Origin of the sequence: Pseudorhodoferax sp. (assembly GCF_047601025.1) — a bacterium.
Classification (GTDB): Bacteria; Pseudomonadota; Gammaproteobacteria; order Burkholderiales; family Burkholderiaceae_C; genus Pseudorhodoferax.
Map to the genome: position 1 here is coordinate 1,790,063 of NZ_JASGJZ010000001.1, position 25,159 is coordinate 1,815,221.

Consider the following 25,159-nt stretch of genomic DNA (forward strand, 5'->3'; position numbering starts at 1 on the left):
AGACCCGGCGTGCCGCCGCTGTCCTACAGCCCGGACACCCGGGGCTGCGGTACAACCGCAAGCGTCCCCCTTCCACCGCGCCCATGCCGAACAGCATCGTTTCCACCGTCGGCGCCGTCACCCAGCTCAAGGTCCTGACGGTCAACATCCACAAAGGCTTCACCTCGTTCAACCGCCGCTTCATGCTGCACGAGTTGCGCGACGCCGTGCGCCACGTGCATGCCGACGTGGTGTTCCTGCAGGAGGTGCTGGGCACGCATGCGCGCCACGCCGCGCGGCTGGCCGACTACCCGGAAGCGCCGCACTACGAGTTCCTGGCCGACTCGATCTGGCCGCAGTTCGCCTACGGCAAGAACGCGGCCTATCCGCACGGCCACCACGGCAATGCCGTGCTGTCCAAGTTCCCGATCGTCCACCAGGAGAACCGCGACGTCTCGCTGCCCGGCCCCGAGCGCCGCGGCCTGCTGCACTGCGTGCTGCAGGTGCCCGGCAGCCGGGGCCACGTGCACGTGTTCTGCGTGCACCTGGGCCTGCGCGAATCGCACCGGCGCGAGCAGCTGCGCCTGCTGGCCGCGATGATCGAGAAGGAAGTGCCGGCCGGCCAGCCGGTCATCGTGGCCGGCGACTTCAACGACTGGCGCCGCCGCGCGCACGACATCCTGGAGAAGTCCGCCGGCCTGCGCGAGGTCTTCGTGCACGCGACCGGCCAGGCCGCCAAGACCTTCCCGGCCAAGTTCCCGGTGCTGTCGCTGGACCGGATCTACGTGCGCGACGCCCGCGCGCATTCGCCGATCACGCTGCCCGGCGCCCCCTGGAACCGCCTGTCCGACCATGCGCCGCTGGCGGCCGTGATCGACCTGTGATCCCCGGCCCGCGGCCCTGACGAACGAAGAAGGGCCGCGCACGGCCCTTTCCCGTACCCGGCGCCGGCCCGGCGCTCACAGCGCGACGCCGTAGCGCAGCAGGTAGAAGGTCTCGCCCGGATTCGGCTCGACCAGGCCGGCGTTGGAGACGTGCTTGATGTACAGGCCCAGTTCGTGCCGGCCGTGCGCGCCGAAGTTCACGCCCACCCCCAGGTGGTCGCTGAAATTCCAGCGCGAGCCGAACTCCTTGGCCCGCGTGCGGTAGCGCTCCAGCAGGTAGGAGCCGCCGATGCCGGCCTCCACGAACCAGGGCGAGCGCCCTTCGTCGAAACGCCAGCGCAGCATCGGCACCACGCCGAGCTGGGTGAACCGCTCGCGCGCGCCCGGCAGCGCCGCGGCGTGCCAGCGGCTGACGTAGGCGTCCACGGCCAGCGTGAGGCTTCCCTGGAACCCGTGCCAGCCCGTGGGCACCCGCAGGCCCAGGGTCCAGGCATCCGTCTCGGCGCCGTGGTGGCGGGCCTGGGCAGCCTCCAGGTAGAGGCCCGGGGACCGGGGAGGCTGCTGCGCCTGCGCGCCCGTCGCGAGCGCGAGGCCCGCCAGCGCCGCCGCCAACCGTCCGCGCACCGTGGAATGTGTGTTGTTGCGCATGTTCGTGTGGTTCTGTTTCTACGCCATGTTAGTCAGCCGCGGCCGCCCGCCCTGTAGGAAGCGGCCGTCACCCCTCCGGCCGCCGGACAACGCTGTGGATAGTTCCCGCACAAGCCATGCCTTATCCACAGCGGCGGCGCGGCGGCCGAAGTTGTCCCTTTTCGCGAACGCCCGGCGAAGCCCTCCGCCCACATGGCTGTCCGTTTCGCAAACCCTTGTCCCGCTGCAGGAAAACACCGTTCTCCACAGCGCGCGGGGGGTTCTACTACTACGACTATTTAGAGATTGAAGACAGTAGAAAGGAAATAGAAACGGCGTGGCCCGTGCCAGCGCAGGTCCAGACCGCACGGGTAGCATGTGCTGCAAAGGAACTGCTGCCGTGCTGAACGAACCCGACGAATTGCCCTTCCTGCATCCCTGGCGCCACGGTTTCGTGCGCATGGCCGTGGCCGTGCCGCGCAATCGGGTGGCCGACCCGGCCTTCAATGCGGCCGAGACCGTGCGCCTGTTCGAGGAGGCCGCGGACCAGGGCGCCTCGGTCGTCTCGTTTCCGGAACTGGGCCTGTCGGCCTACACCTGCGACGACCTGTTCCACCAGTCCACGCTGCTCGACGGCTGCCTGGCCGCGCTGGCCCGCGTGGCCGAGGCCACGCGCGGGCGCGATGCGGTGGCCATCGTGGGCCTGCCGCTGCGGGTGGACCACCGGCTGTTCAATGTGGCGGCCGTGGTGGCCGGCGGCGAGGTGCTGGGCCTGCAGCCCAAGACCTACCTGCCCAGCTACGCCGAGTTCTACGAAACGCGCCAGTTCGCCGGCGCCGACGCCGCGCTGTCCACCACGGTGCGCCTGTTCGGCCGGGACGTGCCGTTCGGCACCGACCTGGTGTTCCGCGCGCGCCGGCAACCGCTGCTGGCGCTGCATTGCGAGATCTGCGAGGACCTGTGGGTGCCGGTGCCGCCGTCCAGCTACGCGGCGCTGGCCGGCGCCACGGTGCTGGTCAACCTGTCGGCCTCGAACGTCACGATCGGCAAGGCCGCCTACCGGCACCGGCTGGCCGGACTGCAGTCGGCGCGCTGCCTGGCGGCCTACCTGTATTCGTCGGCCGGCATCGGCGAGTCGACGACCGACCTGGCCTGGGACGGCCAGGCGCTGATCTACGAGGGCGGCGAGTTGCAGGCCGAGAGCGAGCGCTTCTCCAATGTCTCGCACACCGTGTTCGCCGACGTGGACCTGGACCGCCTGGTGCACGAGCGCATGCGGCAGAACAGCTTCGGCGCCTCGGCGGCGCGGCACAAGGCGCAGCTGGCCGGCTGGCGCACCGTGGAATTCGACCTGGCGCCGCCCCGGGCGCCGGGCGCGCTGCGGCGCGTGGTCGAACGCTTCCCCTACGTGCCGGCCGACACCGCGCGGCGCGACGAGCGCTGCCGCGAGGTCTTCAACATCCAGGTGCAGTCGCTGGTGCAGCGGCTGGAGGCCGCGCGCATCCAGAAGGTGGTGATCGGCGTGTCCGGCGGGCTCGATTCCACGCATGCCCTGCTGGTGCTGGCCCAGGCCATGGACCGGCTGAACCGCCCGCGCAGCCAGATCCTGGCCTACACCATGCCGGGCTTCGCGACCAGCACGCGCACGCTGGCGCAGGCGCACCGGCTGATGGCCGCCGTGGGCTGCAGCGCGCAGGAGATCGACATCCGCCCGAGCTGCCACCAGATGCTGGCCGACCTCGGCCATCCGTTCGCGCGCGGCGAGCCGGTCTACGACGTGACCTTCGAGAACGTCCAGGCCGGTGAGCGCACCAGCCACCTGTTCCGCCTGGCCAACCACCACGGCGGCATCGTCGCCGGCACCGGCGACCTGAGCGAGCTGGCGCTGGGCTGGTGCACCTACGGCGTGGGCGACCACATGTCGCACTACAACGTCAACGCCAGCGTGCCCAAGACGCTGATCAAGCACATGGTGCACTGGGTCGCCGAGCAGGGCCTGCTGGGCGCCGAGGGCAGCGCCGTGCTGCGCGAGATCCTGGCGACCGAGGTCAGCCCCGAACTGGTGCCCGCCGGCGCGGACGCCGGCCAGGACCAGCCCGGCCAGCGCACCGAGGACACCGTGGGCCCCTACGAGCTGCAGGACTTCCACCTCTACCACATCGTGCGCCACGGCTTCGCGCCGGCCAAGGTGGCCTTCCTCGCGCACGCGGCCTGGCACGACCGCGAGACCGGCCCCTGGCCCGATGCCCTGCAGGGCGCGCGCAACCAGTACCGGCTGGCCGACATCAAGCGCCACCTGCGCACCTTCGTCTGGCGCTTCTTCCAGATCAGCCAGTTCAAGCGCAGCTGCGTGCCGAACGCGCCCAAGGTCGGCTCGGGCGGCTCGTTGTCGCCGCGCGGGGACTGGCGCGCGCCCAGCGACGGCGAGGCGCGTGCCTGGCTGGACGCGGTGGACGCCATCCCGGCCGAGGAAGGCGAGCCGCCTGCCGCGGCGCAGGGCGTTTGCTGACAGACGGACCGCGGGGCCGGTGCGCACACTGCGCGCCATGCGCTTGCTCGCCCGCTGCGACCTGACGGTCGACTGTCCCCGCCCCTGTCCCGTGGTCGCCATGCTGCGCCCGCGCAGCGGCCTGGCCCAATGGGTCGTTTCCGAGCGCTATGCGCTCGACACCGGCCAGCGCCCGCGCGAGTACGAGGACGCGTTCGGCAACGCCTGCCAGCGCTTCCTGGCGCCGGCCGGCCGCACGCGCATCGCGGTGCGTTCGGAGGTCGAGGTCGACGAGCGGCTGGCCGTGGACGCCGATGCCGCGCCGACCCCGGTGGACCTGCTGCCCGACCAGGTGCTGGTCTACCTGCTGCAGAGCCGCTACTGCCCGTCGGACAAGCTGGAGGACCAGGCCCGCGCGATCGCCGGCCAGGCGGCGCCGGGCTATGCCCAGGTCGAGGCGATCCGCGCCTGGATCCGCGCACACCACGCGTACCGCTACGGCGTCAGCACCGTGAACACCGATGCGCTGGACACCATGGCGGCCAAGGCCGGCGTATGCCGCGACTTCGCGCACGTCGGCGTCGCGCTGTGCCGCGCGCTGCGCATTCCGGCGCGCATCGTCGTCGGCTATCTGTACCGGCTCGATCCGATGGACCTGCACGCCTGGTTCGAGGCCTTCGTCGGCGGGCGCTGGTACACCTTCGACGCGACCCAGGAGGAAGCCCGCGGCGGCCGCATCGTGCTGGCCTATGGGCGCGACGCGGCCGACGTCGCCTTCCTGTCCAACTATGCGGACCTGGAGGTCGTGGACATGCAGGTGGGGGTGGAGCGGGTAGACGGCTGAAGCCGCCGGGTGCCGTCCGGGGGCGTCTGGATGGGTTCAGGCCCCGGAGGGGGCAGTCGGAGCGGACAGCTAGGCCAGGTTCGCTTTCAGTCGGCCTTCGCCTCGCCACTAGCCCCAGGGAGGGGCCGGGACTTGCGCACTGGGGTGCCTTGGCCTGTACCGGCTGTGTGGTGCGGGTACTCCTGGGGTGGCACCGGCGGGGTCCGCGAGGGTCTTGCGCAATGCGGCGTTGAATTCCTCCGCCATCGGCCGCGGCAGCCCCTTGGGCGCAAAGCAGCCGACGAAGGTGTAGAACTCCAGGCCCGGCACGCCGAGTTCCTTGAACGTCGGCGTCTGGGGCGGCAAGCGACTGCGCTGGTTGCCGGAGATGGCGATCACGCGCGCCGCGCCGGAATGACTCGCCCGCAGGGCCTCGGGCAAGCCCGTGACGCCCGCCGGCACCTGGTTGCCGATGGATGGTCGTGGATCACGGGCGCCGAGCCGTTGTTGGGAACCACCACCATGTCCGCCGAAGGCATGCATGTCGGCCGTCTCCTGGGTCATTCGTCGTTTTCAAGCGCGTGCACCAGGGCCTGGGCGAGGGCGCGGCCGTCCTGGGCATCGTCCCAGATGTGGCGCAGCAGGCACTCGCCCACCTGGGCCCGGGCGCCCAGGCCATCGCCCTTGGCGATGATCTGCGCGTTGCTCAGCGGCTTGCGCGGCGTGCCGACGCTGTCCACCACCACGGCGGACCGCGTGCTGCCGTCGGCCAGGCGGATGCTGGCGCCCGTGGCGAACTGCGTGGGGTAGTACTTGCGCGTCAGCTCCTCGCTCAGCGCGAAGCGCACCTTGGCCGCGATGTCCAGGATCGCCGGATCGTCCAGGTGCTCGTCGCCGTAGGCGTCGTAGCGTTGCGGGCCGTAGGCCAGCGTCGCGCCGACGATGTAGGGGCAGCTGAACTGCGCCGCCATGGTGGAGCGGGGATTCGGCAGCATGTGCTGGTCGGCGATCAACTGCGGGCCGCTGATGACGATCTCGACGATGTCCGATACCGGCGTGCGAAAGCCCTCCGTCACCTCGCGCAGCGCATCGATGGCGGAGTGGAACAGCCGGCAGCAGGCGTAGGGCTTGTAGCTGATGTTGTGGATCTGCAGCTGCTCGGCCGGCTTCACCTGGCGCAACGGGCCGCCGAACAGCGCGGCCACCCCGTAGGTGCCCTCCACCACGCGGCGCGGCGAGGTCACCGCCGGCAGCAGCGCGAACTCGGCGGCCAGCACGCCGTTGCGTGCGCCGAAGCCTGCATGCACGCGCTTGACCTCGCCGCCGTCCGGCTCGGTGGAGAACTGCATCGCGCCGCAGGCCTGGGACAGTGCATGGCCCCAGGCCGCGATCAGCCGGTCGGCCGCGAGGGCCTGGCCGCTGCGGCAGGCGTGCAGGCTGGTGCAGGCGGTCGCGGCCCCGAACGAGCCCATCACCGAAGTCGGATGGAAGCCCCGGTGCACGGTTTCCAGCCCGCCGGCCGCGCTGCCGATCAGCGCCATGGCCTCGTAGCCGGCCGCGATCGCCCGCAGCAGCTCGGCCTGGGAGGCGCCGGTGGCTGCGGCCACCGGCAGCGCAGCCGCGATGATGGCCGCGCCCGGATGGCTCAGCGTCTCGTCGTGCGTGTCGTCGAGCTCGTAGCTGTGCGCCGCGGTGCCGTGCACCAGCGCCGCGACCGACGGGTGCGCCGACCAGCCGGTGCCGAGCACGGGGCTGGCGCCGGTCCCGGCGAAGCTCTGCGTCCATTGCGCGATCTCCCGGGTCCAGCGGCGCGTGGCGCCCCACAGCGACACGATGAAGTTGTCGAGCAGCAGCCGCCGCACGGCCTCGGTGTCCGCGGCTGTCAGCGGGGCGTTGGCCACGGCGGCGACATGCTCGGCGATGGCGCGGGTCAGCTCGCAGCCCGCGGGATCGCGGACGGGATCGCCTCCCAGCTTGGAAAGCATGGTCATGGAAGGTTTCCTGGATTCATCGGAGGTGGTCACTGTTCGCGCAGCAGTCCGTTGTCCTGCCCCAGCGTTCCGGCAGGCTTGAGCGGCGGCGGGCGCTGGCCGTCGAACGACAGCGGAAAGCCCACGGCGTCGAATTCCTCGTCGGACGACTTGCCCAGGATGCCTAGCGCCTTCACCTGTTCGTTGGCCAGCACTTCCTCCACGGTCTGTACCGGCGCACTGGGCACGCCACCTGCCTGCAGCCTGCGCTGCCAGTGGTCGCGCGGGTGCTGCACCAGGCAAGCTTCGAGCAGCGCGTCGAGTTCGGCGCGGTGCTGCAGCCGCACGGTGTTGTTTTCGAAACGCGGGTCGCTGCTCCACTCGGGGTGGCCCAGCCCTTCGCACAGCTTGACGAACAGCGCATCGTTGGCGCAACTGAGCATCAGGTAGCCGTCGGCAGCCATGTAGGCGCGGCTGGGCGCGATGAAGCTGATGCCCGAGCCGAAGCGCTCGCCCTGCTGGCCGCCCGCCGCGGCCGTACCCAGGCTCAGCGCCATCCAGGTGAGGGCCGTCTCCAGCAGCGAGCAGCTGACGGTGGCGCCCGTGCCCTGGATGTTGCGGCGCAGCAGGGCGGTGATGATGCCCAGCGCGGCCCAGGTGCCGGTGCCCAGGTCGATGATGGAGACGCCCGCGCGGGACGGCGGGCGGTCGCCGTCGCCGGTCAGGCTCATGATGCCCGAGAAGGCCTGCATCAGCGGGTCGTAGCCGGGCTCCTCGCGCAGCGGGCCTTTGTGGCCGAAGGCGCCCACTTCGCAATACACGAGCGCGGGCTTGCGGCTGCGCAGCGTCTCGGCGTCGAGCTGGTACTTGCCCGCGGTGCCGGGGCGCAGGTTGTGGATGAAGACATCGGCTTTTTCGTCGATCAGGCGGTGCAGCTGCGCCAGCTCGTCGGGGTTCTTCACGTCCAGGCACAGCGCGCGCTTGCCCCGGTTCAGCACGTGGTAGGACGAGCAGGCGCCGCGCCAGCGCTCGAAGCCCCAGCGCCGCGAGGCATCGCCGCCGGGGCGTTCCACCTTCCAGACCTCGGCGCCCAGCTGCGCCAGGAGCTCCCCGGCGAAGGGCGCGGAGGCGTTGTCCGTCAGCTCGACGACGGTGAATCCCGCCAGCGGCAGGGGAGGGGTGGGACTCATGGCGTCACTCCGGCTTGAAATGGATGCTGGCGAAGAATTCGCGCCAGTGGCGCGTCTCCTCGGCCAGTTCGCGCTCGAAGCGCTCGGGCGAGGACTGCTGCACCTCGCCGGTGAAGCGCGACTCGAACTGCTGGCGGCCCTCGGGCGTGGTGGCCACCGCGGCCACGTCCCGCGCGATCTGCTCGCGCACGGCGGCGGGCGTGGCGCGTGCGGTGAACAGGCCATTCCAGATCTGCGGCAGGTAGCCCTGGTAGCCGGCCTCGCGCACCGTGGGCACGTCGGGCATGTCGCTGTAGCGCTGTTCGGACAGCACGCCGATCGAGAACACCGTCTTGGCGTCGATCTGGCCCTTGAGCGCGCTGGGCGTGTTCACCACCAGCTGCACGTCGTTGCGCGCCAGCGCCAGCATCATCTGCGCGGGGCCGGGGAAGTCGATGTCCGAGTACTTCATGCCCAGCGCGCGGTTGATGATCGCGTTGGTCACGTTGAACGACGAGCTCGGCCCGAGGCCGCCGAAGAACACGCCCTGGGCGCGCTGGCTGTACGCCACCAGGTCCTTCAGCGTCCTGGCCTGCGCATAGGTCGGTGCGTTGGTGGCGAACACGATCTTGTAGCTGATGAACTTGTACACCGGTGCCAGTTCGACCTGCGGGTCGAACTTGATGCTGGCCGACGTCAGCTTGGCCATGGCGGTGGACTGGCTGCCCACCAGCATCGTGTGGCCGTCGGCGGGCGCGCGCGCCACGTAGTCGGCGGCGATGGTGCCGCTGGCGCCGGGCTTGTTCTCGACGATGACGGGCTGCTTCCAGCGCGCTTCGAGCATGGGCGCGAGCACGCGTGCCCACTGGTCGCTGCTCGATCCGGCCGCGAACGGCACGACCAGGCGCACCGGCTTGCTCGGAAAGGCGTCGGCCGCGGCGGCCGTGCCCGTGGCCAGCAGCGCTGCGAGGGCAGCGGCCGTGCCGATGAAGGTCTTGCGTGTCTGCATGGAGCTGTTTCCTGGCGATGGAGGGGACTCAGGCCGCGGCCAGCGCGGCGCGGTGCGCGTCGAGCGAGCCGCTGTGCATCGACCGGCCGGACAGCGTGCGCCCGATGATCCGCTCGGCCAGCCGCGAGGCCTCGATCAGCCGGTCGAGGTCGATGCCGGTGGCGATGCCCAGCTCGTGGCACATCTGCACCATGTCCTCGGTGCAGACGTTGCCGGCGGCCTGCATGTCCGCATGGTTCGAGAACGGGCAGCCGCCCAGCCCGGCGACCGAGCTGTCGAACAGGTCCACGCCCTCCTGCAGCGCGGCGTAGAAATTGGCCGCGCCCATGCCGCGCGTGTCGTGCAGGTGCAGGCCTACGCGCACGCCGGGCGCGCGCTCGCGCACCGCGCGCACGCGGCGCTTGACTTCTTCGGGATTGGCCCAGCCCACCGTGTCGCCCAGGTAGAGGTGCGGCAGCGGCAGGCCGCGCTCGGCGCAGGCGCCGGCGACGAAGTCCACGATGTCCAGCACCGCTTCGACCGGCACCACGCCTTCGTGCTGGCAGCCGAAGGCCGCGATGATGTAGACCGCCTCCAGCGGCAGGCCGCGGTGCTGGTAGGCGTCCAGCCATTCGAGCTGGCGCCGCCGGTGCTCCTGCGTGCCGCAGCTGTTGTTGGCCTGGCAGAAGCGCTCGGTGGTGTAGAAGAACAGCTTGCCGTCCAGGTCGACGCCGGGCGTGGCCGCCGCCTGCTCGAAGCCGCGCACGCTGAGCCACAGGGCCGTGTGGCGCACGCCCTCGCGCTTGCGGATGGCGGCGAACAGCTGCGGCGCATCGGCCATCGTGGGCACCATCTTCGGGCTGACGAAGGAGGCCACCTGGATGCGCCGCAGCCCGGTGTCGGTCAGCGCATCGACCAGCGCGGCGCGCTGCGCCAGGGGATAGTGCTGCTTTTCGCTCTGGAAGCCCTCGCGGGGACCTTCCTCGTGGAATTCGACGAACTTGGGGAACTGCATGTCTGCCTCTGCCTGCCGGACGGTGGTGGGAAGCGGCCAGGATAGGCAGCGGTGCGCATGGGAACAATCAGGCAAGTCTGGCCCTAGTCCACAATGCGGACTGTGACCCCCGCTTCCACCTCTGCCGCCGGCGTGCGCACCGGCACCCAGTCCATCGAGCGCGCCGTGCGCATCCTGCGTGAAGTGGCGATGCGCGGCTCCGCCGGCTGGGACCTGCAGGAACTGGCCGCGCGCTGCGCGCTCAACCGCCCTACGGTGCACCGCATCCTGCGCTGCCTGGTCGAGGAGCGGCTGGTCGAGCAGCGGGCCTCGGACAAGCGCTACCTGCTCGGCCCGCTGAATTTCGAGCTGGGGTTCTGCGTGGACAGCCGCACCAGGCTGGTGGAGGAGATCGGCACGGCGGTGCAGTGCCTGGCGCGCCGGCTTCCGAAGATGGCGGTGCTGTCGGTGCTGCGCAGTGGCGACGATTGCATCTGCGTCGCGCGGGCCGGCCGCGCGGCGAGCGAGGCCGCCGCGCTGCGCGTCGGCCGCCGGGTGGCCTTGCTGTCGCGGAGCAGCGGCGTGGCGATCGCCGCCGCGCTGCCGCCGCGCGAGGCCCGTGCGCTGTGCGCGCGCAGCCGCCAGCGGCTCACGCACTTGAGCGCCGAGCACCTGGCCCGCGCCGAGGAACTGATCGACACCGGGCGCCAGCGGGGCTATGTGCTGGCGAGCGGCGCGCTCTGGCACGGTGTGCATTCACTGTCCGTGGTGTTCGGTCCCGTGGCGGAGCCGCTGGGGTCGGTCACGATCGCTGGCTGGGGCGAGGCTTGGCCCGCCGGCACGGTGCGTGCGCTGCTGGCGGAACTGCAGCCGGTCGCCCAGGCCATCACCGCCGCGCAGGCGGCTCTTTCGGCGGGTCAGCACGTGGCCACCGGCGGCGGCGCGTAGTTCCTCCCAGGGCTGTCGAGGAAACGCCTGGCCAGCCCGGCCCGGTCAGATCTCGAATTCCTGTCCGGCTTCGAGCCAGCGGATGTCGTGCGCGCCGGGCTGGCTGGCACTGCGATCGAACTGCTCGATCTCGGCCATGATCAGCACCGTTTCCGACGGCTTGGTGTGGGTGATGTACACCGGCACCTGGCGCTGCGGATCCAGGCAGGCGAGTTCGCCGGCCAGCGTGGCCGGCGACAGGTGCAGGCTGCGGCGCGCCAGATCCTGTTCGCGGTTGCTGAACGCCGTCTCGATCACCAGCATGGCGACATCCAGGGCCTGGATGCGGCGCCAGAACGCCGGATTGCGCTCCGTGTCGCCGGTGAACACCCAGTAGGGCCCGCCGGCCGATACCGCATAGCCGCAGGCCGGCACCGTGTGCACGGCGGGCAGGGCCTCGATGCTCTTGCTTCCGACCTGCACCACGGTGCCGACGTCGATCTCGTGGAAGCGTATGAACGGCGCCGCCGCCGAGGGAATGCGGCTGAAGTCCGGCCAGATCACGTTGTTGAACACGTGCGTGCGCAGCGCCTGGAGCGTGCCGGCCAGCGCGTAGACGTGGATCGGGGCCGTGCGCTGCCCGGCGATGGCGTCCACCATCAGCGGCAGTGCCGCGATGTGGTCCAGGTGCGAATGGGTCAGGAAGACGTGGTCGATGCCGCGCATCTCCTCCAGCGTCAGGTCGCCGACGCCGGTGCCGGCATCGATCAGGACATCGGTGTCCACCAGGAAGGACGTGGTGCGGCAGTCCTTGGCAATGGCGCCGGAACAGCCCAGCACGCGCAGTTTCATCCGTGTCCTTCGATGAAGTGGGGGAAGCCCTGGAGGGGTGCGCATCCCCGCAGCGGCGCATCCGCGAAGGCTACAGGCACTGGCGTCCTGCTGTCGAGCAATTTTCCCCGCTTCCGCCGCGGCGGTTGTCAGACGAGGTGCACGAACTCCATCTCGGTGCCAGCCAGGCGGATGAGGTCGCCGTGCCGGAGCTCGACTGGGGTCGAGCCGATGGCCGTTCCGTTGAGCTGCGGCGCGTGTGCGCCCTCGACGTGCACCACCACGTAGCCATGCGGCCGCCGGGTGATGGCGGCCACGGCCACGCCCGGCTTGCCGATCGTGGTGACGACCTTCACCAGCGCGATCTCGCGGCCGGCCGCGGCGCCCGACACGACGCGGATCGCGGCCAGCGGGCTGCCATTGCCGTCGGCCTGAGGCGTCAGCACGGTGTCGAACGGCGGCAGGCGCTGCGGCCTCGGCGAGGGGCTCGCCGGCGGCCGTGCCGGCGCAGCCGCCGGCGGGCGGGCGCCGCCATCGTCCTGCTGCTCGTTCAGGAACTTGATCTTGTACTTGCCGATCTCGACCATGTCGTTGTGGCGCAGCACCTGCCGGCGGATCGCACGGCTGTTCACGTAGGTGCCGTTGGTGCTGTCGAGATCTTCCAGTTCCACTTCGCCGTCGGACATCAGCACGGCCGCGTGCTCGCCGCTGACCGCCAGGTTGTCGATGACGACATCGTTGTACGGTCGCCGGCCCAGCGTCGTGCGGTCTTTGGTGAGCTGCACTTCCTTGATGACGACACCATCGATCGAAACGATCAGCTTCGGCATGGTCGGCTCCTGGATCTGGTCATGGCGTCGGGAAAGGTGTCTAGATGCGTAGCAATCTGGCCATCAGGCTGGTGCGGGGAGGCGTTGCCGCTTCGCCGGCCTGGACGAGCAGCACGGTGATGTTATCCCGGCCACCCTGTGAGTTCGCACAGGCTACGAGACGGCGGGCCTTGCTGTCCAGCGTGTCGCGGGCGCCGAGCAGGTCGCCGATCTGCTCGTCGTCGATCATGTCCGACAGCCCGTCGGAGCACAGCAGGTACAGGTCGCCCGGCTCCACGGGGAATTCGTTGATGTCCGGCTGCATCACCATGTCGATGCCCAGCGCGCGCGTGACCAGGTTGCGGCGCCCGGAAACGGCGGCCTGCGCCGGGCTGATCAGGCCGGCGTCGAGTTGCTCCTGCAGCAGGGAGTGGTCGCGCGTGAGCCGGCTGAGCCGGTGCCGCCGCCAGCGGTAGCCGCGCGAATCGCCCACGTGGCCCACCACGACGCGCTGGGCCTGGAACACCGCCAGGATCAGCGTCGTGCCCATGCCGCTGTAGTCCGGATTGGCCCGGGCCGCATCGAGGATGGCCTGGTTCGCGTGCTGCACGCAGCGGTCGATCGCCTTGCGCAGCTCGCGCAGCGTGGCTTCCGGCCCTGCGGCGGCGAGCCAGTCGCCCAGCTCCGCGCGGACCACGCCGACGGCCATCCCGCTGGCCACTTCACCCGCGTTGTAGCCCCCCATGCCATCGGCCACCACGGCCAGGCCATAGGCGGCGTCGAAGACCGCCGCATCCTCGTTGTTCGAGCGGAGCAGGCCGGTGTGCGTCTGCACGGCGAATTCGTAGCTCATGGCATGCCGGGCGCGCACGCGGCGCGCGACTGCGGATGATCTGCCTGGAGTACGTGCACGGTTGCCCTTCAGCGATGGGCCGTCGTCCGACGGCGCGACCCGACATTCTGTTACAGAACGGAGCCAACCATCGAAAAACTCGCAAATGAGCGCGGATGGAAGGCCCGGTTGCGCTGTTATTGCAACACGGGGAATTTCGGCCCGCTTCCGCGTGCGGGCAGATGGATCGAGAAGCTCAGTGCGCGCCGGCGTCGCGCGCACCGGCGCGTTTCTGCAGCCAGTTGCCCAGCGCCACGACCAGCACGGCGCCTATGACGCCCGCGACCATGAGGGTGGCATGGCTGCTCTCGCCGAAGTAGCCGACCACGGCGGGGTCGGTCAGCAGCATCTCGCCCGCCAGGTAGCCCAGCAGCGCCGCGCCGATCGTGATGATGATGGGATAGCGCACCATCACCTTGGTGAGCATCGAAGCGCCGAACACGATCAGGGGAATGCTGACGAGCAGCCCCAGTATCAGCAGCGGCAGGTTGCCCTGGGCCGCCGCGGCCACGGCCAGGACGTTGTCCAGGCTCATGACGAGATCCGCCACCAGGATGGTGCGGATCGCGCCGAACATGTTGGTGACCTCGCCGCCCTCGCCATCGCCGTCGGCCTCGTCCATCAGCAGGTCCACGCCGATGTAGGTCAGCAGGCCGGCCCCGACGATCTTCAGGAACGGCAGCGTCAGCAGGCGGATCGCCGCGATCGTCAACACGATGCGCATGACGATGGCGGCGGCGCTGCCGAAGAAGATGGCCTTGCCGCGCTGCTCGGGCTTGAGCGCGCGCGCGGCCATGGCGATGACGACGGCGTTGTCGCCCGACAGCACCACGTTGGCCAGTAGGATCGACCCGAAGGCGCTCCAGAAGGCGGCGGACGAAAGATCGAGACCAGCGAACATGAACGGCTCCCACTGTTATGAGTACGAAGGCGCCCCGACGGGCGCCTTCTTTGTGGCTGAACAGTGTAGGCTTCGCGGCCCCGGCGCGCAGTGCGTGGAACTGCGTACGCCGGCGGATCAGAGCTTGGACTTCAGCAGCTTGCCCAGTTCGGAGAAGTTGCGCGTCACGGTGAAGCCGCATTCCTCCATGATCGCCAGCTTGGCCTCGGCCGTGTCGGCGCCACCGGAGATCAGCGCGCCGGCATGGCCCATGCGCTTGCCCGGGGGCGCCGTCACGCCGGCGATGAAGCCGACCACGGGCTTCTTCATGTGTTCCTTGCACCAGCGGGCGGCGTCCGCCTCGTCCGGGCCGCCGATCTCGCCGATCATGATCACGGCGTCGGTGTCCGGATCGTCGTTGAAGGCCTTCATCACGTCGATGTGCTTCAGGCCGTTGATCGGGTCGCCGCCGATGCCGACCGCCGACGACTGGCCCAGGCCGATCTCGGTCAGCTGCGCCACGGCTTCGTAGGTCAGCGTGCCGGAGCGGCTGACCACGCCGATGCGGCCCTTGCGGTGGATGTGGCCGGGCATGATGCCGATCTTAATCTCGTCGGGCGTGATCAGGCCGGGGCAGTTGGGGCCCAGCAGCAGCGTCTTCTTGCCGCCAGCGGCTTCCTTGGCCTTCATCTTGTTGCGCACTTCCAGCATGTCGCGCACCGGGATGCCTTCGGTGATGCAGATCGCCATGTCCAGGTCGGCCTCGACGGCCTCCCAGATCGCGGCGGCGGCGCCCGGGGGCGGCACGTAGATCACCGACACGGTGGCGCCGGTCTGCTGCGCGGCTTCCTTGACCGAGGCGTAGATCGGGATGTTGAAGATCGACTCGCCGGCCTTCTTGGGATTCACGCCGGCGACGAAGCAGTTCTTGCCGTTCGCGTACTCCTGGCACTTCTCCGTGTGGAACTGGCCGGTCTTGCCGGTGATGCCCTGGGTGATGACCTTGGTGTCCTTGTTGATGTAGATCGACATGGCTCTGTTCCTTACTTCTTGACCGAGGCCACGACCTTCTGGGCCGCTTCCGCCATGGTGTCCGCGCTGATGATGGGCAGGCCGGAATCGGCCAGCATCTTCTTGCCGAGTTCCTCGTTCGTGCCCTTCATGCGCACGACCAGCGGCACCGACAGGTTGACCGCCTTGCAGGCCGCGATCACGCCGGTGGCGATGGTGTCGCACTTCATGATGCCGCCGAAGATGTTGACCAGGATGCCCTGGACGTTCTTGTTCTTCAGCATGATCTTGAAGGCCTCGGTCACCTTCTCGGGCGTGGCGCCGCCGCCGACGTCCAGGAAGTTGGCCGGCTCGCCGCCGAACAGCTTGATGGTGTCCATGGTCGCCATCGCCAGGCCGGCGCCGTTGACCAGGCAGCCGATGTTGCCGTCCAGGCTGATGTAGGCCAGGTCGAACTTGGACGCCTCGACCTCGGCCGGGTCCTCCTCGTCCAGGTCGCGCATGGCGACGATCTCGGGATGGCGGAACAGCGCGTTGGAATCGAAGTTGAACTTGGCGTCCAGCGCGATGATGTTGCCCTTGCTGTCGCGGTTCAGCGGATTGATCTCGACCAGCGAGGCGTCCGTGTCCATGTAGCACTTGTAGAGCTTGCCGCACAGGTCGATGAACTGCGCCTCGGAGTCGGCCGGCAGGGCGATGCCCTTGGCCAGCTCCTTGCCCTGGGCCTCGGTGAAGCCGGCGAGCGGATCGACGAAGACCTTGACGATCTTCTCGGGCGTGGCGTGCGCCACTTCCTCGATGTCCATGCCGCCTTCGCTGGACGCGATGAAGGCCACCTTCTGCGTGGCGCGGTCGGTCACCACGGAGATGTAGTACTCCTTCTGGATGTCCGCGCCTTCCTCGATGTACAGGCGGCGCACCTTCTGGCCGTCGGGGCCGGTCTGGTGCGTCTTGAGCTGCATGCCGAGGATCTGGCCGGCCAGGTCCTTGACCTGCTCGACGCTCTTGGCCACCTTCACGCCGCCGCCCTTGCCGCGGCCGCCGGCGTGGATCTGCGCCTTCACCACCCAGACCGGGCCGCCCAGCTTCTGGGCGGCCTCGACCGCCTCCTGCACCGTGAATGCCGGGATGCCGCGCGGCACCGGCACGCCAAACTTGGCAAGGATTTCCTTGCCCTGGTACTCGTGAATCTTCATGAGGGACTCTCTCGGAAGAAGGTTGGGACGGAGAGGTGAAAACCGTGTGTTCTGCTGTTGCCCACGAGCGACGGATGCTTGACAACCAGACTGCGGACAGCCAGCAACTGTATCATGGTGCATTGCACCATCGCAGTGCGCCACGACGGGGGAACATTTCACCATGGCCAAGGTCTTCATCGACGGCGAAGCCGGCACCACCGGACTGCAGATCCGCGAGCGTCTGCAGGCCATGCCGCAGGTCGAACTCGTCAGCATCGCGCCCGAGCGGCGCAAGGATGAGAGCGCCAAGCGCGAGTTGATGGCCGATGTCGACCTGGTCGTGCTCTGCCTGCACGACGATGCGGCCATCGCGTCCGTGGCGCTGATCGACCAGCTGGCCGGCCGCAAGCCGAAGATCATCGACGCCTCCACCGCGCACCGCGTGAACCCGGCCTGGACCTTCGGCCTGCCGGAACTCGTGCCGGGCCATGCGCAAGCAGTGGCCGGGGCCGAGCGCGTGGCCAATCCGGGCTGCTATGCCACCGGCGCCATCGCCATCCTGCGCCCGCTGGTCGACGCGGGCCTGGTGCCGGCCGACTTCCCGGTCGCGCTGCCGTCGGTCAGCGGTTATTCCGGTGGCGGCCGCGCCATGGTCGAGGCCTACGAGGCGGGTGCGGCGCCCTTGTTCGAAGCCTATGGGCTGGGCCTGGAGCACAAGCACATCCCGGAGATCATGCGCTACGGCGGGCTGACGCGGCGCCCGCTGTTCATCCCCTCGGTGGGCAACTTCCGCCAGGGCATGCTGGTGCAGCTGCCGCTGCACCTGGACGCGCTGCCCGGCCAGCCGCGTGCGGCCGACCTGCACGACGCGCTGGCCGCGCACTACGCGAAGAGCAACACGCCCGAGCAGTTCGTGCAGGTGCTGCCGCCGACCGAGAACGGCCGGCTCGACGCGCTGGCGCTGAACGACACGAACCGGCTGGAGATCCGCGTGTTCTCCAACGAGAAAGTGCGTCAGGCCGTCGTCATCGCCCGGCTGGACAACCTGGGCAAGGGCGCCAGCGGCGCGGCGGTGCAGAACCTGCGGCTGATGCTGGGGCTCTGAGCCGGGTTCGGATTCAGGCCGGCGAGCAGGCGGCCGAGCCGCAGCCGGTCACCGGTGCGGCCGGCAGCGCCTGCGGCAGGCGCACCGTCCCGCAGGCCGGATCGAAATCCACGCTGCGCAGGTGCAGCGCCAGCGCCGCGTCCATGGTCTGCGCGTGCTGCACGAACCAGGGCGCCAGCTCCTGCGCCATGTGGCGCACCGCGGCGAGCCGGTCTTCCGCCCGGGCCAGCAGGCCCTCGCGCATCACCTGCAGCACCACGGCGTGCTGCATGCTGTGGCAGTTGTTCGGCGCGAAGCCGGTCGCGCGCATCCAGGCGTCCTCGCGGTCGAAATGCTCCTGCGTGTGCGCGACCAGCGCCTGCCAGGCCGGCAACAGCGCGGCATCGTCGGCGGCCTCCACCGCAGCCAGCAACTCCACGAATTCCTGGTGGGTCTCGTCCATCGCGTCCAGGCCCAGCGCCAGGCGGTCGGACCATTCGAGTCGGGGCATCTGCGTCTCCTGTGCGAAACAGCCGCCAGCGTAGGCGGCCGGTCCGGCAGGCGCGTTGATGCCGCGCAACAAACCGCCGGGCGCTAGCGTGGCGCCAGGCGCGGACTCAGCATGTAGGCCAGCGCCCCCAGCAGCACCAGCAGCGCCGCGCAGCCGAAGATGGCCGACCAGGCCGATTCCAGCGGCCAGCCGCTGCGCCGGCCCAGGTCGGCGATCTGGCCGAAGGCCCAGGCCGTCAGGGAGGAGCCGAGGAACACGAAGCTGTTCAGCACGCCCAGGCCGCGCCCGCGCAGCGCCGGCGGCAGCAGCTCGCGGCCGTGCGCCATCACCAGCGGATGCAGCATGCCCACGGTGACCAGCAGCGCCATGAAGGCCAGGTGCGCCAGCACCGCGCCGCCGCCGGGCCAGCCGGCCAGCGCCGCGCCGGCGGCGGCGGACATCGCCGTCCACCCCAGCACCGTCGCGCGCAGCCCGTGGCGCGCCACCAATTGCGGCAGCAGCAGCGCGGTGCCGAAGCAGGCCAGCGTGAGCGTGGACAGCGCCAGGCCGCGGGCCTGCGTCTGCAGGCCGAACAGATCGACCAGGTAGGGGCCGCCCCAGGCGTTGCGGAAGCTGGTGCCGGCGGCCATGGCCACGCAGACCGGGATCAGCGTCCACAGCACCGGCCGGCCCAGCAGCGCCAGGCTGGAACCCACCATGGCCAGCGGCGCCTCGCGCTGCGCGTCGTGGTCGCCCTGGTCGTGCACGGTGCGCCAGACCGCCGCGCAGGCCGCCAGCAGGCACAGGCCCGCCAGCGCCAGCGCCGGCCGCCAGCCCAGCTGCTGGGTCAGCCAGCCCAGCGGCAGCGTGGCGCACAGCCCGCCCAGCATGCCGATCGCGTTCGCGCGGCCGATGAAGGCCACGTAGCGCGCGCTCGGCAGCTGCACCGAGGCGTAGTGCATCAATCCCATGAACACCGGCGCGCAGGCCAGGCCCAGGCCGGCCTGCGCCAGCATCGCTGCCGGCCCGCCGGGCGCCAGCACGAACAGCGCCGCGGACGCCACGCCGACCGCCAGCAGCCAGCGCGTGGGCCGGCCCACGCCGAAGCGGTCGAACGCGATGCCGACCGGGATCTGCGCGACCGCGAAGGCCAGGAAGAAGCAGGACGACAGCAGGCCGAAACCGGCCGCGGACAGCTGCAGGTCGCGCTGCAGCTCGGGGGCGATCACGGCCAGGCAGCTGCGGAAGAACTGGCTCAGGCCGAAGGCGAAGGTCAATGCGCGCAGCGCCGGCGCGGGGGAAACAGGCATGGCGCCGTATTGTCAGCGCCGCCATGAGCGGCTGCGCCCGGGCGTGTCAGCAGCCGGCGGCGCCGGTTTGTGCCGCCCGTGCACTTCCCTTCATCCACCCCGCTCCTCTTGCCCGCCGGCCTTCAGCACCCTGCCTACCACCTCGGCTGAAAACCCCCGCGCCAGCAGGAAGCGGCCCTGCCGTGCGCGTTCGCGTGTGTCGGCGGCGGGCCGGAAGCGGCGGCGCCACAGCGCCAGCGCACGCTCGAACTCGCTGCCGGCCAGGCCGGCCACGGCGGCGGCGATGGCGTCGGGCGCCACGCCCTTGTGCTGCAGTTCCTGGCGCAGCCGCAGCGCGCCGTATTGCGCGGCGCGCTGGTGCAGCACGGCATCGACCACGCGCGCCTCGCTGATGAAGCCCCTGGCCTGCAGTTCGTCCAGCGCGCCGGCCAGTGCCTCGGGCGATTCGGCGTGCGGCGCCAGCCTGCGCTCCAGCTCGGGCCGCGAGTGCTCGCGCCGGGCCAGCAGGCGCAGCGCCCGGCCCTTCAGCGAGGGCGCTGCACGCGGTGCGTTCATCGGACGATCCTCCACGCCGCGCGCTGCGGGCGTCTGCGGAGCGGCCGGGCGGCGTTCACTCGCCCGCGGCAGCCGCGGCGGCGGCCGGCGGCAGCAGCGCGATGCCCAGGTTCTCGCGCACCTTGTTCTCGATCTCGCGCGCCAGGTCGGGGTTCTCGCGCAGGAACTCGCGCGCGTTGTCGCGGCCCTGGCCGATCTTCTCGCCGTTGTAGGCGTACCAGGCGCCGGACTTGTCGACGATGCGCGCCTCCACGCCCATGTCGATGATCTCGCCCTCGCGGCTGATGCCCTCGCCGAACAGGATGTCGAACTCGGCCGTCTTGAACGGCGGCGAGACCTTGTTCTTGACCACCTTGACCTTGGTCTCGTTGCCGATCGCGTTCTCGCCCTTCTTGATGGTGCCGGTGCGGCGGATGTCGATGCGCACCGAGGCGTAGAACTTCAGCGCGTTGCCGCCGGTCGTGGTCTCGGGGCTGCCGAACATCACGCCGATCTTCATGCGGATCTGGTTGATGAAGATGACCATGCAGTTGGTCTTCTTGATCGTGGCCGTGAGCTTGCGCAGCGCCTGGCTCATCAGCCGCGCCTGCAGGCCGGGCAGGGAATCGCCCATCTCGCCCTCGAGCTCGGCCTTGGGCGTCAGCGCGGCGACCGAGTCGATCACGATCAGGTCCACCGCGCCCGAGCGCACCAGCGAATCCACGATCTCCAGCGCCTGCTCGCCGGTGTCGGGCTGGCTGATCAGCAGGTCGGGCAGGTTCACGCCGAGCTTGCTGGCGTACTGCACGTCCAGCGCGTGCTCGGCATCGACGAAGGCGCAGGTGCCGCCCTGCTTCTGCATCTCGGCGATGACCTGCAGCGTCAGCGTGGTCTTGCCCGACGATTCGGGGCCGTAGATCTCGATCACGCGGCCGCGCGGCAGGCCGCCGACGCCCAGCGCGATGTCCAGGCCCAGCGAGCCGGTGGAGACGACCTGGATGTCCTCGATCGCCTCGCCTTCGCCCAGCCGCATGATGGTGCCCTTGCCGAACTGCTTCTCGATCTGGGCCAGGGCCGCCTGCAGGGCCTTGGCCTTCTCGGCTTGCGCGGGACTGTTCTTCACCGGTGCGTCCATGAAAAATCTCCTGGGAATCAATGACTTGCACAACGCATCCGGGCTGTATATCTACACCGTCTGGATACTTGAACAGTAGTGTAGTGCAGGCATTGATTTGAAAACAGAAGATTTTTGGTCAGTTTGCCTTACGATGTGACGATGCACACCGTGGCCCCGGACGACGCCTGGCGCACCACCCATCTCGGCCGGTTGATGGGCGATGCGCTGCGCCGCTTTGACGCGCGGGTGCTGGCGCTGATGGCGCACGACGTGCAGGTGCCGCTAGCCCTGTCGAACCTGGCGGCGCGCGCGCAGGTGACGGCCGCGCACGTGCACATCACCCGGCACCTGGACGTGGCTGGCACGCGGCCCGGCGTGCTGGCCGAGCGGGCCGGCATCAGCAAGCAGGCCATGGGCGACCTGGTGGCGCAGTGCGAGGCCTGGGGCCTGGTCACGCGCGTGCCCGATCCGCACGACGCGCGTGCCCGCATCGTGCGCTTCACGCCGGACGGGTTGGCCTGGCAGCAGGCTTTCCGCAGCGCGATCGCGCAGGCCGAGGCCGAGTTCCGCGAGGCCGTGGGGGCCGAGGTCGCGACCGTGGTCGCGCTCGGGCTGGAGGCCTACGCGGGATCCTGAGCGTCCACCACGCGGAAGTGCTCCACTTGCGGCGGCTGCACGAAGTACGGGCCGATGATGGCCCGCCACTCGCCGAACGCCGGCGAGTGGCGGAAGCCCTCGGTATGGTCTTCCAGGGTCTCCCACTCGATCGTCAGCAGGTAGCGGCCCGGCGTCTCGATGCAGCCGAGGATGCGGTGGGCGCGGTAGCCCTTGGCCTTGGACAGCACCGTTGCCATGCCGCGCGTCAGCACCTCGCCGAACACTGCATGCTGGTCCGGGCTCACCCGGAAATCTGCGACTTCCACGATCATTTCGAATCCTCCTTCTGGATGTGTTGCGTGGCCCGACAGGTTCGCACATCCGCGGACCGCGCGCGGCGGCCACGGCGCCGGACCGGCGGCCCTCCTAGAATTTCTCCCTTCGCGTCCAACCCCCGGGAGACCCCATGCGCATCCTGATTGCCGAGGACGACCAGGTGCTGGCCGACGGCCTGCTGCGCGCGCTGCGCAGCTCCGGCGCCGCGGTGGACCACGTGGCCAGCGGCACCGAGGCCGATGCCGCGCTGCGCACCAGCGACCAGTTCGACCTGCTGATCCTGGACCTGGGCCTGCCGCGCCTGCATGGGCTGGAGGTGCTCAAGGCCCTGCGCAGCCGCGGCTCGGCGCTGCCGGTGCTGATCCTGACGGCGGCCGACAGCGTGGAGGAGCGCGTCAAGGGCCTGGACTACGGCGCCGACGACTACATGGCCAAGCCGTTCTCGCTGCAGGAGCTCGAGGCCCGCGTGCGCGCGCTGACGCGGCGCGGCACCGGCGCCACCAGCAGCGTGATCCGCCACGGCCCGCTGGAATACGACCAGGCCGGCCGCGTCGCGACCATCGACGGCCGGATGGTCGAGCTCTCGGCGCGCGAGCTCGGCCTGCTCGAAGTCCTGCTGCAGCGCGCCGGGCGGCTGGTCAGCAAGGACCAGCTGGTCGAGCGCCTGTGCGAATGGGGCGAGGAAGTCTCGACCAACGCGATCGAGGTCTACATCCACCGCCTGCGCAAGAAGATCGAGAAAGGGCCGATCCGCATCGCCACCGTGCGCGGCCTGGGCTACTGCCTCGAGAAAATCAGCGCGTGAAGCTGTTCCGCAGCGAGCAGCGGTCGCTGTTCGGCGAGATCCTGGACTGGATGCTGACGCCGCTGCTGCTGCTGTGGCCGGTGAGCCTGGCGCTGACCTGGCTGGTCGCGCAGGGCATCGCCGGCAACCCGTTCGACCGCGCGCTGGAGCACGACGTGCGCGCGCTCGCGCAGCTGGTCGACCAGGGGCCGGACGGGCGCGTGCAGTTCAGCCTGCCGCAGCCGGCGCACGAACTGCTGCGCGCCGACGAGGCCGACCAGGTCGTCTACCAGGTGCTGGGCCCCGGGGGCGAGCTGCTGGCCGGCGAGCGCGAGCTGCCGGCGCCGGCCGGCGACGCCGCGCCGCCCGGCGAGGTGCGGCTGCGCGACGCCGAGCTGCGCGGCCAGGACGTGCGCGTGGCCCATGCCTGGGTCGCGCTGGACGGCGGCCGGGCGGCGCTGGTGCAGGTGGCCGAGACGCGCGAGAAACGCTCGGTGCTGGCGGCCGAGATCATCAAGGGCGTGATGCTGCCGCAGTTCGTGATCCTGCCGCTGGCGGTGCTGCTGGTCTGGCTGGCGCTGGTGCGCGGCATCAAGCCGCTGTCGCAGCTGGAGGAGCGCATCCGCGCGCGCAAGCCCGACGACCTGTCGCCGCTGGACGAGCGCGCCGTGCCGCTGGAGGTGGCGCCGCTGGTGTCCTCGGTCAACGACCTGCTGACGCGGCTGAAGGACTCCATCGCCACGCAGAAGCGCTTCCTGGCCGACGCGGCGCACCAGCTCAAGACGCCGCTGGCCGGCCTGCGCATGCAGGCCGACCTGGCCCAGCGCGAGGGCGCCAACGCCGACGAGCTGAAGCAGTCGCTGCTGCAGATCCGCCGCTCCAGCATGCGCGCCACGCACACGGTCAACCAGCTGCTGGCGCTGGCGCGCGCCGAGAGCGCCGGCGTGCCGATCGCGCGCCAGCCCTGTGACCTGGCGCGGCTGGTCATGGACGCGGTGCAGGAGGCGCTGCCGCGCGCGATGGACCAGGCGCTGGACCTGGGCTACGACGGCGCCGCCCCCGGCACGCCCGGCGTGCAGCTGGAAGGCAATGCCACGCTGCTGAAGGAACTGGTGCGCAACCTGCTCGACAACGCCATCGCCTACACGCCCTCCACGCCCGCGCGGCCCGGCGTGGTCACGGCGCGCGTGCTGGCGGCCGGCGCCGGCGCACCGCTGCGGCTGCAGGTGGAGGACTCCGGCCCCGGCATCCCCGCGGCCGAGCGCGAACTGGTGTTCCAGCCGTTCTACCGCGCGCTGGGCACCGACACCGACGGTTCCGGCCTGGGCCTGCCCATCGTGCGCGAGATCGCCGGCCAGCACCGGGCCGAGGTCGTGCTCGAGGACGCGCACCCGGGCCGGCAGCCGCCGGGCACGCGCTTCACGGTGCGCTTCGCGCGGCCTTCCTCTTCCCCGCCGGCGTAGCCGCCGCGTGGAACGGCCGGATGCGCCGGCCGAGCGCCTCCAGCTGCGCCTGGGCCAGCGCACAGGCTGCGTCGAACCAGGGCTCGCCACGCAGCCGCTCGCCGCGCAGGATCACCAGCCGGCTGTGTTGGCGCACGGCCTGCAGCGCGCGGAAGCGCAGCCGCCGTGCCAGTCCCTCGGCCAGCGGCTGCGCCGCGATGGTCCAGGGCACGATGGCCAGGCCCAGCCCGCAGGCCACCATCTCCAGCACGTTGACGAACTGGCCGGCCTCGTTGCGGATGCGCGGGGCGAAGCCGGCCTGCGCGCACAGCGCGGCGGTGAGGTCGAAGAAGTCCGCCTCCTGGTAGCGCGAGAAACCGACGAAGCTCTCCCGCGCCGCCGCGGCCAGCGGCAGCGGCGCGCTGCCGTCCGCCAGCGCGTGGCCGGCCGGCAGCGCCAGGCAGTAGGGGTCGTCGATGCCGCACAGCAGCTCGGGCCAGGGCGCGCCCTCGCCGCCGGGCCGCGCGAAGCACAGGTCCAGCTCGTCGTTGCGCAGCGCCCGGATCTGGCGCGCCGAGATCATCTCGCGCGCCTCGACCGTCACGGCAGCGCCCTGCTGCGCGCCGAGGCTCTGCAGCAGCCCCGGCAGCAGCGTGTGCGTGGCCGAGGGCACCAGGCCCAGCCGCAGCGTGGCGCGCTGGCCGGCCTGGCACTCGCGGGCGCGCACGGCCGCCTGCTCGGCACGCGCCAGGATGGCCGTGGCGTCCTCCAGGAAGGACTGGCCGGCCGGCGTCAGCCGCACGCCGCGCGGCAGCCGGACGAACAGCGTGGCGCCGACCTCCTCCTCCAGCTGGCGGATCTGGGCCGACAGCGGCGGCTGCGCGATGAACAGCTTCTGCGCCGCGCGGCTCATGCTGCCGAGCCGGGCGACGGTCACGAAGTAGCGCAGGTGACGCAGTTCCATGGCCCGATCATATTGATCTTTGGCATATGGCACGTAGACGAAACCAGTCTT

The 25,159-nt window shown here is 70.5% G+C and carries 26 protein-coding genes; 8 read left to right on the forward strand and 18 right to left on the reverse strand.

The features are described from left to right. Positions 1–83 precede the first annotated feature (83 nt). The gene (locus QM782_RS08375) at positions 84–863 is read left to right on the forward strand and encodes an endonuclease/exonuclease/phosphatase family protein (RefSeq protein WP_415202457.1); all 780 of its coding nucleotides are present in this window, start codon (positions 84–86) and stop codon (positions 861–863) included. 75 nt (positions 864–938) lie between these two features. Here the strand turns inward: QM782_RS08375 and QM782_RS08380 are convergent, their stop codons facing one another. Continuing rightward, on the reverse strand, positions 939–1,511 hold the full coding sequence (locus QM782_RS08380) for an acyloxyacyl hydrolase (protein WP_415202458.1): 573 nt from the start codon (positions 1,509–1,511) through the stop codon (positions 939–941). A 379-nt stretch (positions 1,512–1,890) separates the two neighbouring features. On the opposite strand from QM782_RS08380, the gene QM782_RS08385 reads away from it, so the two are divergent. Together QM782_RS08385 and QM782_RS08390 are read left to right on the forward strand one after the other, a co-directional pair. Continuing rightward, positions 1,891–3,999 (forward strand): NAD(+) synthase, encoded by a 2,109-nt coding sequence (locus QM782_RS08385; RefSeq protein ID WP_415202459.1) that lies wholly within the window; start codon positions 1,891–1,893, stop codon positions 3,997–3,999. A 37-nt stretch (positions 4,000–4,036) separates the two neighbouring features. Continuing rightward, complete coding sequence (locus tag QM782_RS08390) at positions 4,037–4,822, forward strand: transglutaminase domain-containing protein (RefSeq protein WP_415202460.1); 786 nt, start codon at positions 4,037–4,039, stop codon at positions 4,820–4,822. 108 nt (positions 4,823–4,930) lie between these two features. Here QM782_RS08390 and QM782_RS08395 read toward each other — a convergent pair whose 3' ends face one another. From QM782_RS08395 to QM782_RS08415, 5 genes are read right to left on the reverse strand one after another with little or no spacing between them, the layout of a single operon-like run. Next, entirely contained in the window at positions 4,931–5,365 is a 435-nt protein-coding gene (locus QM782_RS08395) for a tripartite tricarboxylate transporter substrate-binding protein (protein ID WP_415202461.1), read from the reverse strand. After that, positions 5,362–6,792, reverse strand: a complete 1,431-nt coding sequence (locus QM782_RS08400) for an MmgE/PrpD family protein (protein WP_415202462.1) — start codon at positions 6,790–6,792, stop codon at positions 5,362–5,364. The genes QM782_RS08395 and QM782_RS08400 overlap by 4 nt, the downstream gene beginning before the upstream one ends. 29 nt (positions 6,793–6,821) lie before the next feature. Further along, positions 6,822–7,961 carry a CaiB/BaiF CoA transferase family protein gene (locus QM782_RS08405; protein ID WP_415202463.1) on the reverse strand — a complete coding sequence of 380 codons (1,140 nt, stop codon included), beginning with the start codon at positions 7,959–7,961 and terminating at the stop codon, positions 6,822–6,824. Positions 7,962–7,965: 4 nt separating this feature from the next. After that, positions 7,966–8,949: a Bug family tripartite tricarboxylate transporter substrate binding protein gene (locus QM782_RS08410; RefSeq protein WP_415202464.1), complete on the reverse strand. Its 984-nt coding sequence runs from the start codon at positions 8,947–8,949 to the stop codon at positions 7,966–7,968. Between the two features lie 28 nt (positions 8,950–8,977). Further along, positions 8,978–9,943 carry a hydroxymethylglutaryl-CoA lyase gene (locus QM782_RS08415; RefSeq protein WP_415202465.1) on the reverse strand — a complete coding sequence of 322 codons (966 nt, stop codon included), beginning with the start codon at positions 9,941–9,943 and terminating at the stop codon, positions 8,978–8,980. 102 nt (positions 9,944–10,045) lie between these two features. Here QM782_RS08415 and QM782_RS08420 point away from each other — a divergent pair, with 102 nt between their 5' ends. Continuing rightward, positions 10,046–10,870, forward strand: coding sequence for an IclR family transcriptional regulator (locus QM782_RS08420; RefSeq protein ID WP_415202466.1), 825 nt, complete (start codon positions 10,046–10,048; stop codon positions 10,868–10,870). 45 nt (positions 10,871–10,915) lie between these two features. Here QM782_RS08420 and QM782_RS08425 read toward each other — a convergent pair whose 3' ends face one another. The 6 genes from QM782_RS08425 to sucC form a co-directional block, all read right to left on the reverse strand. After that, positions 10,916–11,701 (reverse strand): 3',5'-cyclic-nucleotide phosphodiesterase, encoded by a 786-nt coding sequence (locus QM782_RS08425; protein ID WP_415202467.1) that lies wholly within the window; start codon positions 11,699–11,701, stop codon positions 10,916–10,918. 128 nt (positions 11,702–11,829) lie between these two features. After that, complete coding sequence (locus tag QM782_RS08430; RefSeq protein ID WP_415202468.1) at positions 11,830–12,510, reverse strand: FHA domain-containing protein; 681 nt, start codon at positions 12,508–12,510, stop codon at positions 11,830–11,832. 40 nt (positions 12,511–12,550) lie between these two features. Then, positions 12,551–13,342: a Stp1/IreP family PP2C-type Ser/Thr phosphatase gene (locus tag QM782_RS08435; RefSeq protein WP_415202469.1), complete on the reverse strand. Its 792-nt coding sequence runs from the start codon at positions 13,340–13,342 to the stop codon at positions 12,551–12,553. Between the two features lie 235 nt (positions 13,343–13,577). After that, the gene (locus tag QM782_RS08440) at positions 13,578–14,282 is read right to left on the reverse strand and encodes a TerC family protein (protein ID WP_415202470.1); all 705 of its coding nucleotides are present in this window, start codon (positions 14,280–14,282) and stop codon (positions 13,578–13,580) included. A gap of 117 nt (positions 14,283–14,399) precedes the next feature. Next, a complete protein-coding gene (sucD, locus tag QM782_RS08445; protein ID WP_415202471.1) occupies positions 14,400–15,293 on the reverse strand; it encodes a succinate--CoA ligase subunit alpha in 894 nt (297 codons plus the stop codon). 11 nt (positions 15,294–15,304) lie between these two features. Next, positions 15,305–16,468 carry an ADP-forming succinate--CoA ligase subunit beta gene (sucC, locus tag QM782_RS08450; protein ID WP_415202472.1) on the reverse strand — a complete coding sequence of 388 codons (1,164 nt, stop codon included), beginning with the start codon at positions 16,466–16,468 and terminating at the stop codon, positions 15,305–15,307. A gap of 163 nt (positions 16,469–16,631) precedes the next feature. Here sucC and argC point away from each other — a divergent pair, with 163 nt between their 5' ends. After that, the gene (argC, locus tag QM782_RS08455) at positions 16,632–17,555 is read left to right on the forward strand and encodes an N-acetyl-gamma-glutamyl-phosphate reductase (RefSeq protein ID WP_415202473.1); all 924 of its coding nucleotides are present in this window, start codon (positions 16,632–16,634) and stop codon (positions 17,553–17,555) included. Between the two features lie 13 nt (positions 17,556–17,568). On the opposite strand, the gene QM782_RS08460 is transcribed toward argC, so the two are convergent. The 4 genes from QM782_RS08460 to recA all read right to left on the reverse strand — a co-directional run bounded on the left by QM782_RS08460 (position 17,569) and on the right by recA (position 21,003). Then, positions 17,569–18,045, reverse strand: a complete 477-nt coding sequence (locus tag QM782_RS08460) for a hemerythrin domain-containing protein (protein ID WP_415202474.1) — start codon at positions 18,043–18,045, stop codon at positions 17,569–17,571. An 83-nt stretch (positions 18,046–18,128) separates the two neighbouring features. Continuing rightward, complete coding sequence (locus QM782_RS08465; RefSeq protein WP_415202475.1) at positions 18,129–19,334, reverse strand: MFS transporter; 1,206 nt, start codon at positions 19,332–19,334, stop codon at positions 18,129–18,131. Between the two features lie 90 nt (positions 19,335–19,424). After that, positions 19,425–19,889, reverse strand: a complete 465-nt coding sequence (recX, locus tag QM782_RS08470; protein ID WP_415202476.1) for a recombination regulator RecX — start codon at positions 19,887–19,889, stop codon at positions 19,425–19,427. Positions 19,890–19,944: 55 nt separating this feature from the next. Then, positions 19,945–21,003 (reverse strand): recombinase RecA, encoded by a 1,059-nt coding sequence (gene recA / locus QM782_RS08475; RefSeq protein WP_415202477.1) that lies wholly within the window; start codon positions 21,001–21,003, stop codon positions 19,945–19,947. Between the two features lie 141 nt (positions 21,004–21,144). On the opposite strand from recA, the gene QM782_RS08480 reads away from it, so the two are divergent. After that, positions 21,145–21,621: a MarR family winged helix-turn-helix transcriptional regulator gene (locus tag QM782_RS08480; protein WP_415202478.1), complete on the forward strand. Its 477-nt coding sequence runs from the start codon at positions 21,145–21,147 to the stop codon at positions 21,619–21,621. On the opposite strand, the gene QM782_RS08485 is transcribed toward QM782_RS08480, so the two are convergent. Next, the gene (locus QM782_RS08485; protein WP_415202479.1) at positions 21,606–21,914 is read right to left on the reverse strand and encodes an antibiotic biosynthesis monooxygenase family protein; all 309 of its coding nucleotides are present in this window, start codon (positions 21,912–21,914) and stop codon (positions 21,606–21,608) included. The genes QM782_RS08480 and QM782_RS08485 overlap by 16 nt on opposite strands. A 134-nt stretch (positions 21,915–22,048) precedes the next feature. Between QM782_RS08485 and QM782_RS08490 the strand changes: the two genes are divergently transcribed. Together QM782_RS08490 and QM782_RS08495 are read left to right on the forward strand one after the other, a co-directional pair. Beyond that, positions 22,049–22,723, forward strand: coding sequence for a response regulator (locus QM782_RS08490; protein ID WP_415202480.1), 675 nt, complete (start codon positions 22,049–22,051; stop codon positions 22,721–22,723). Next, positions 22,720–24,165 (forward strand): sensor histidine kinase N-terminal domain-containing protein, encoded by a 1,446-nt coding sequence (locus tag QM782_RS08495; RefSeq protein ID WP_415202481.1) that lies wholly within the window; start codon positions 22,720–22,722, stop codon positions 24,163–24,165. Before QM782_RS08490 ends, QM782_RS08495 begins: the two co-directional genes overlap by 4 nt. On the opposite strand, the gene QM782_RS08500 is transcribed toward QM782_RS08495, so the two are convergent. Continuing rightward, positions 24,122–25,108 (reverse strand): LysR family transcriptional regulator, encoded by a 987-nt coding sequence (locus tag QM782_RS08500; protein ID WP_415202482.1) that lies wholly within the window; start codon positions 25,106–25,108, stop codon positions 24,122–24,124. The genes QM782_RS08495 and QM782_RS08500 overlap by 44 nt on opposite strands. Positions 25,109–25,159 lie beyond the last annotated feature (51 nt).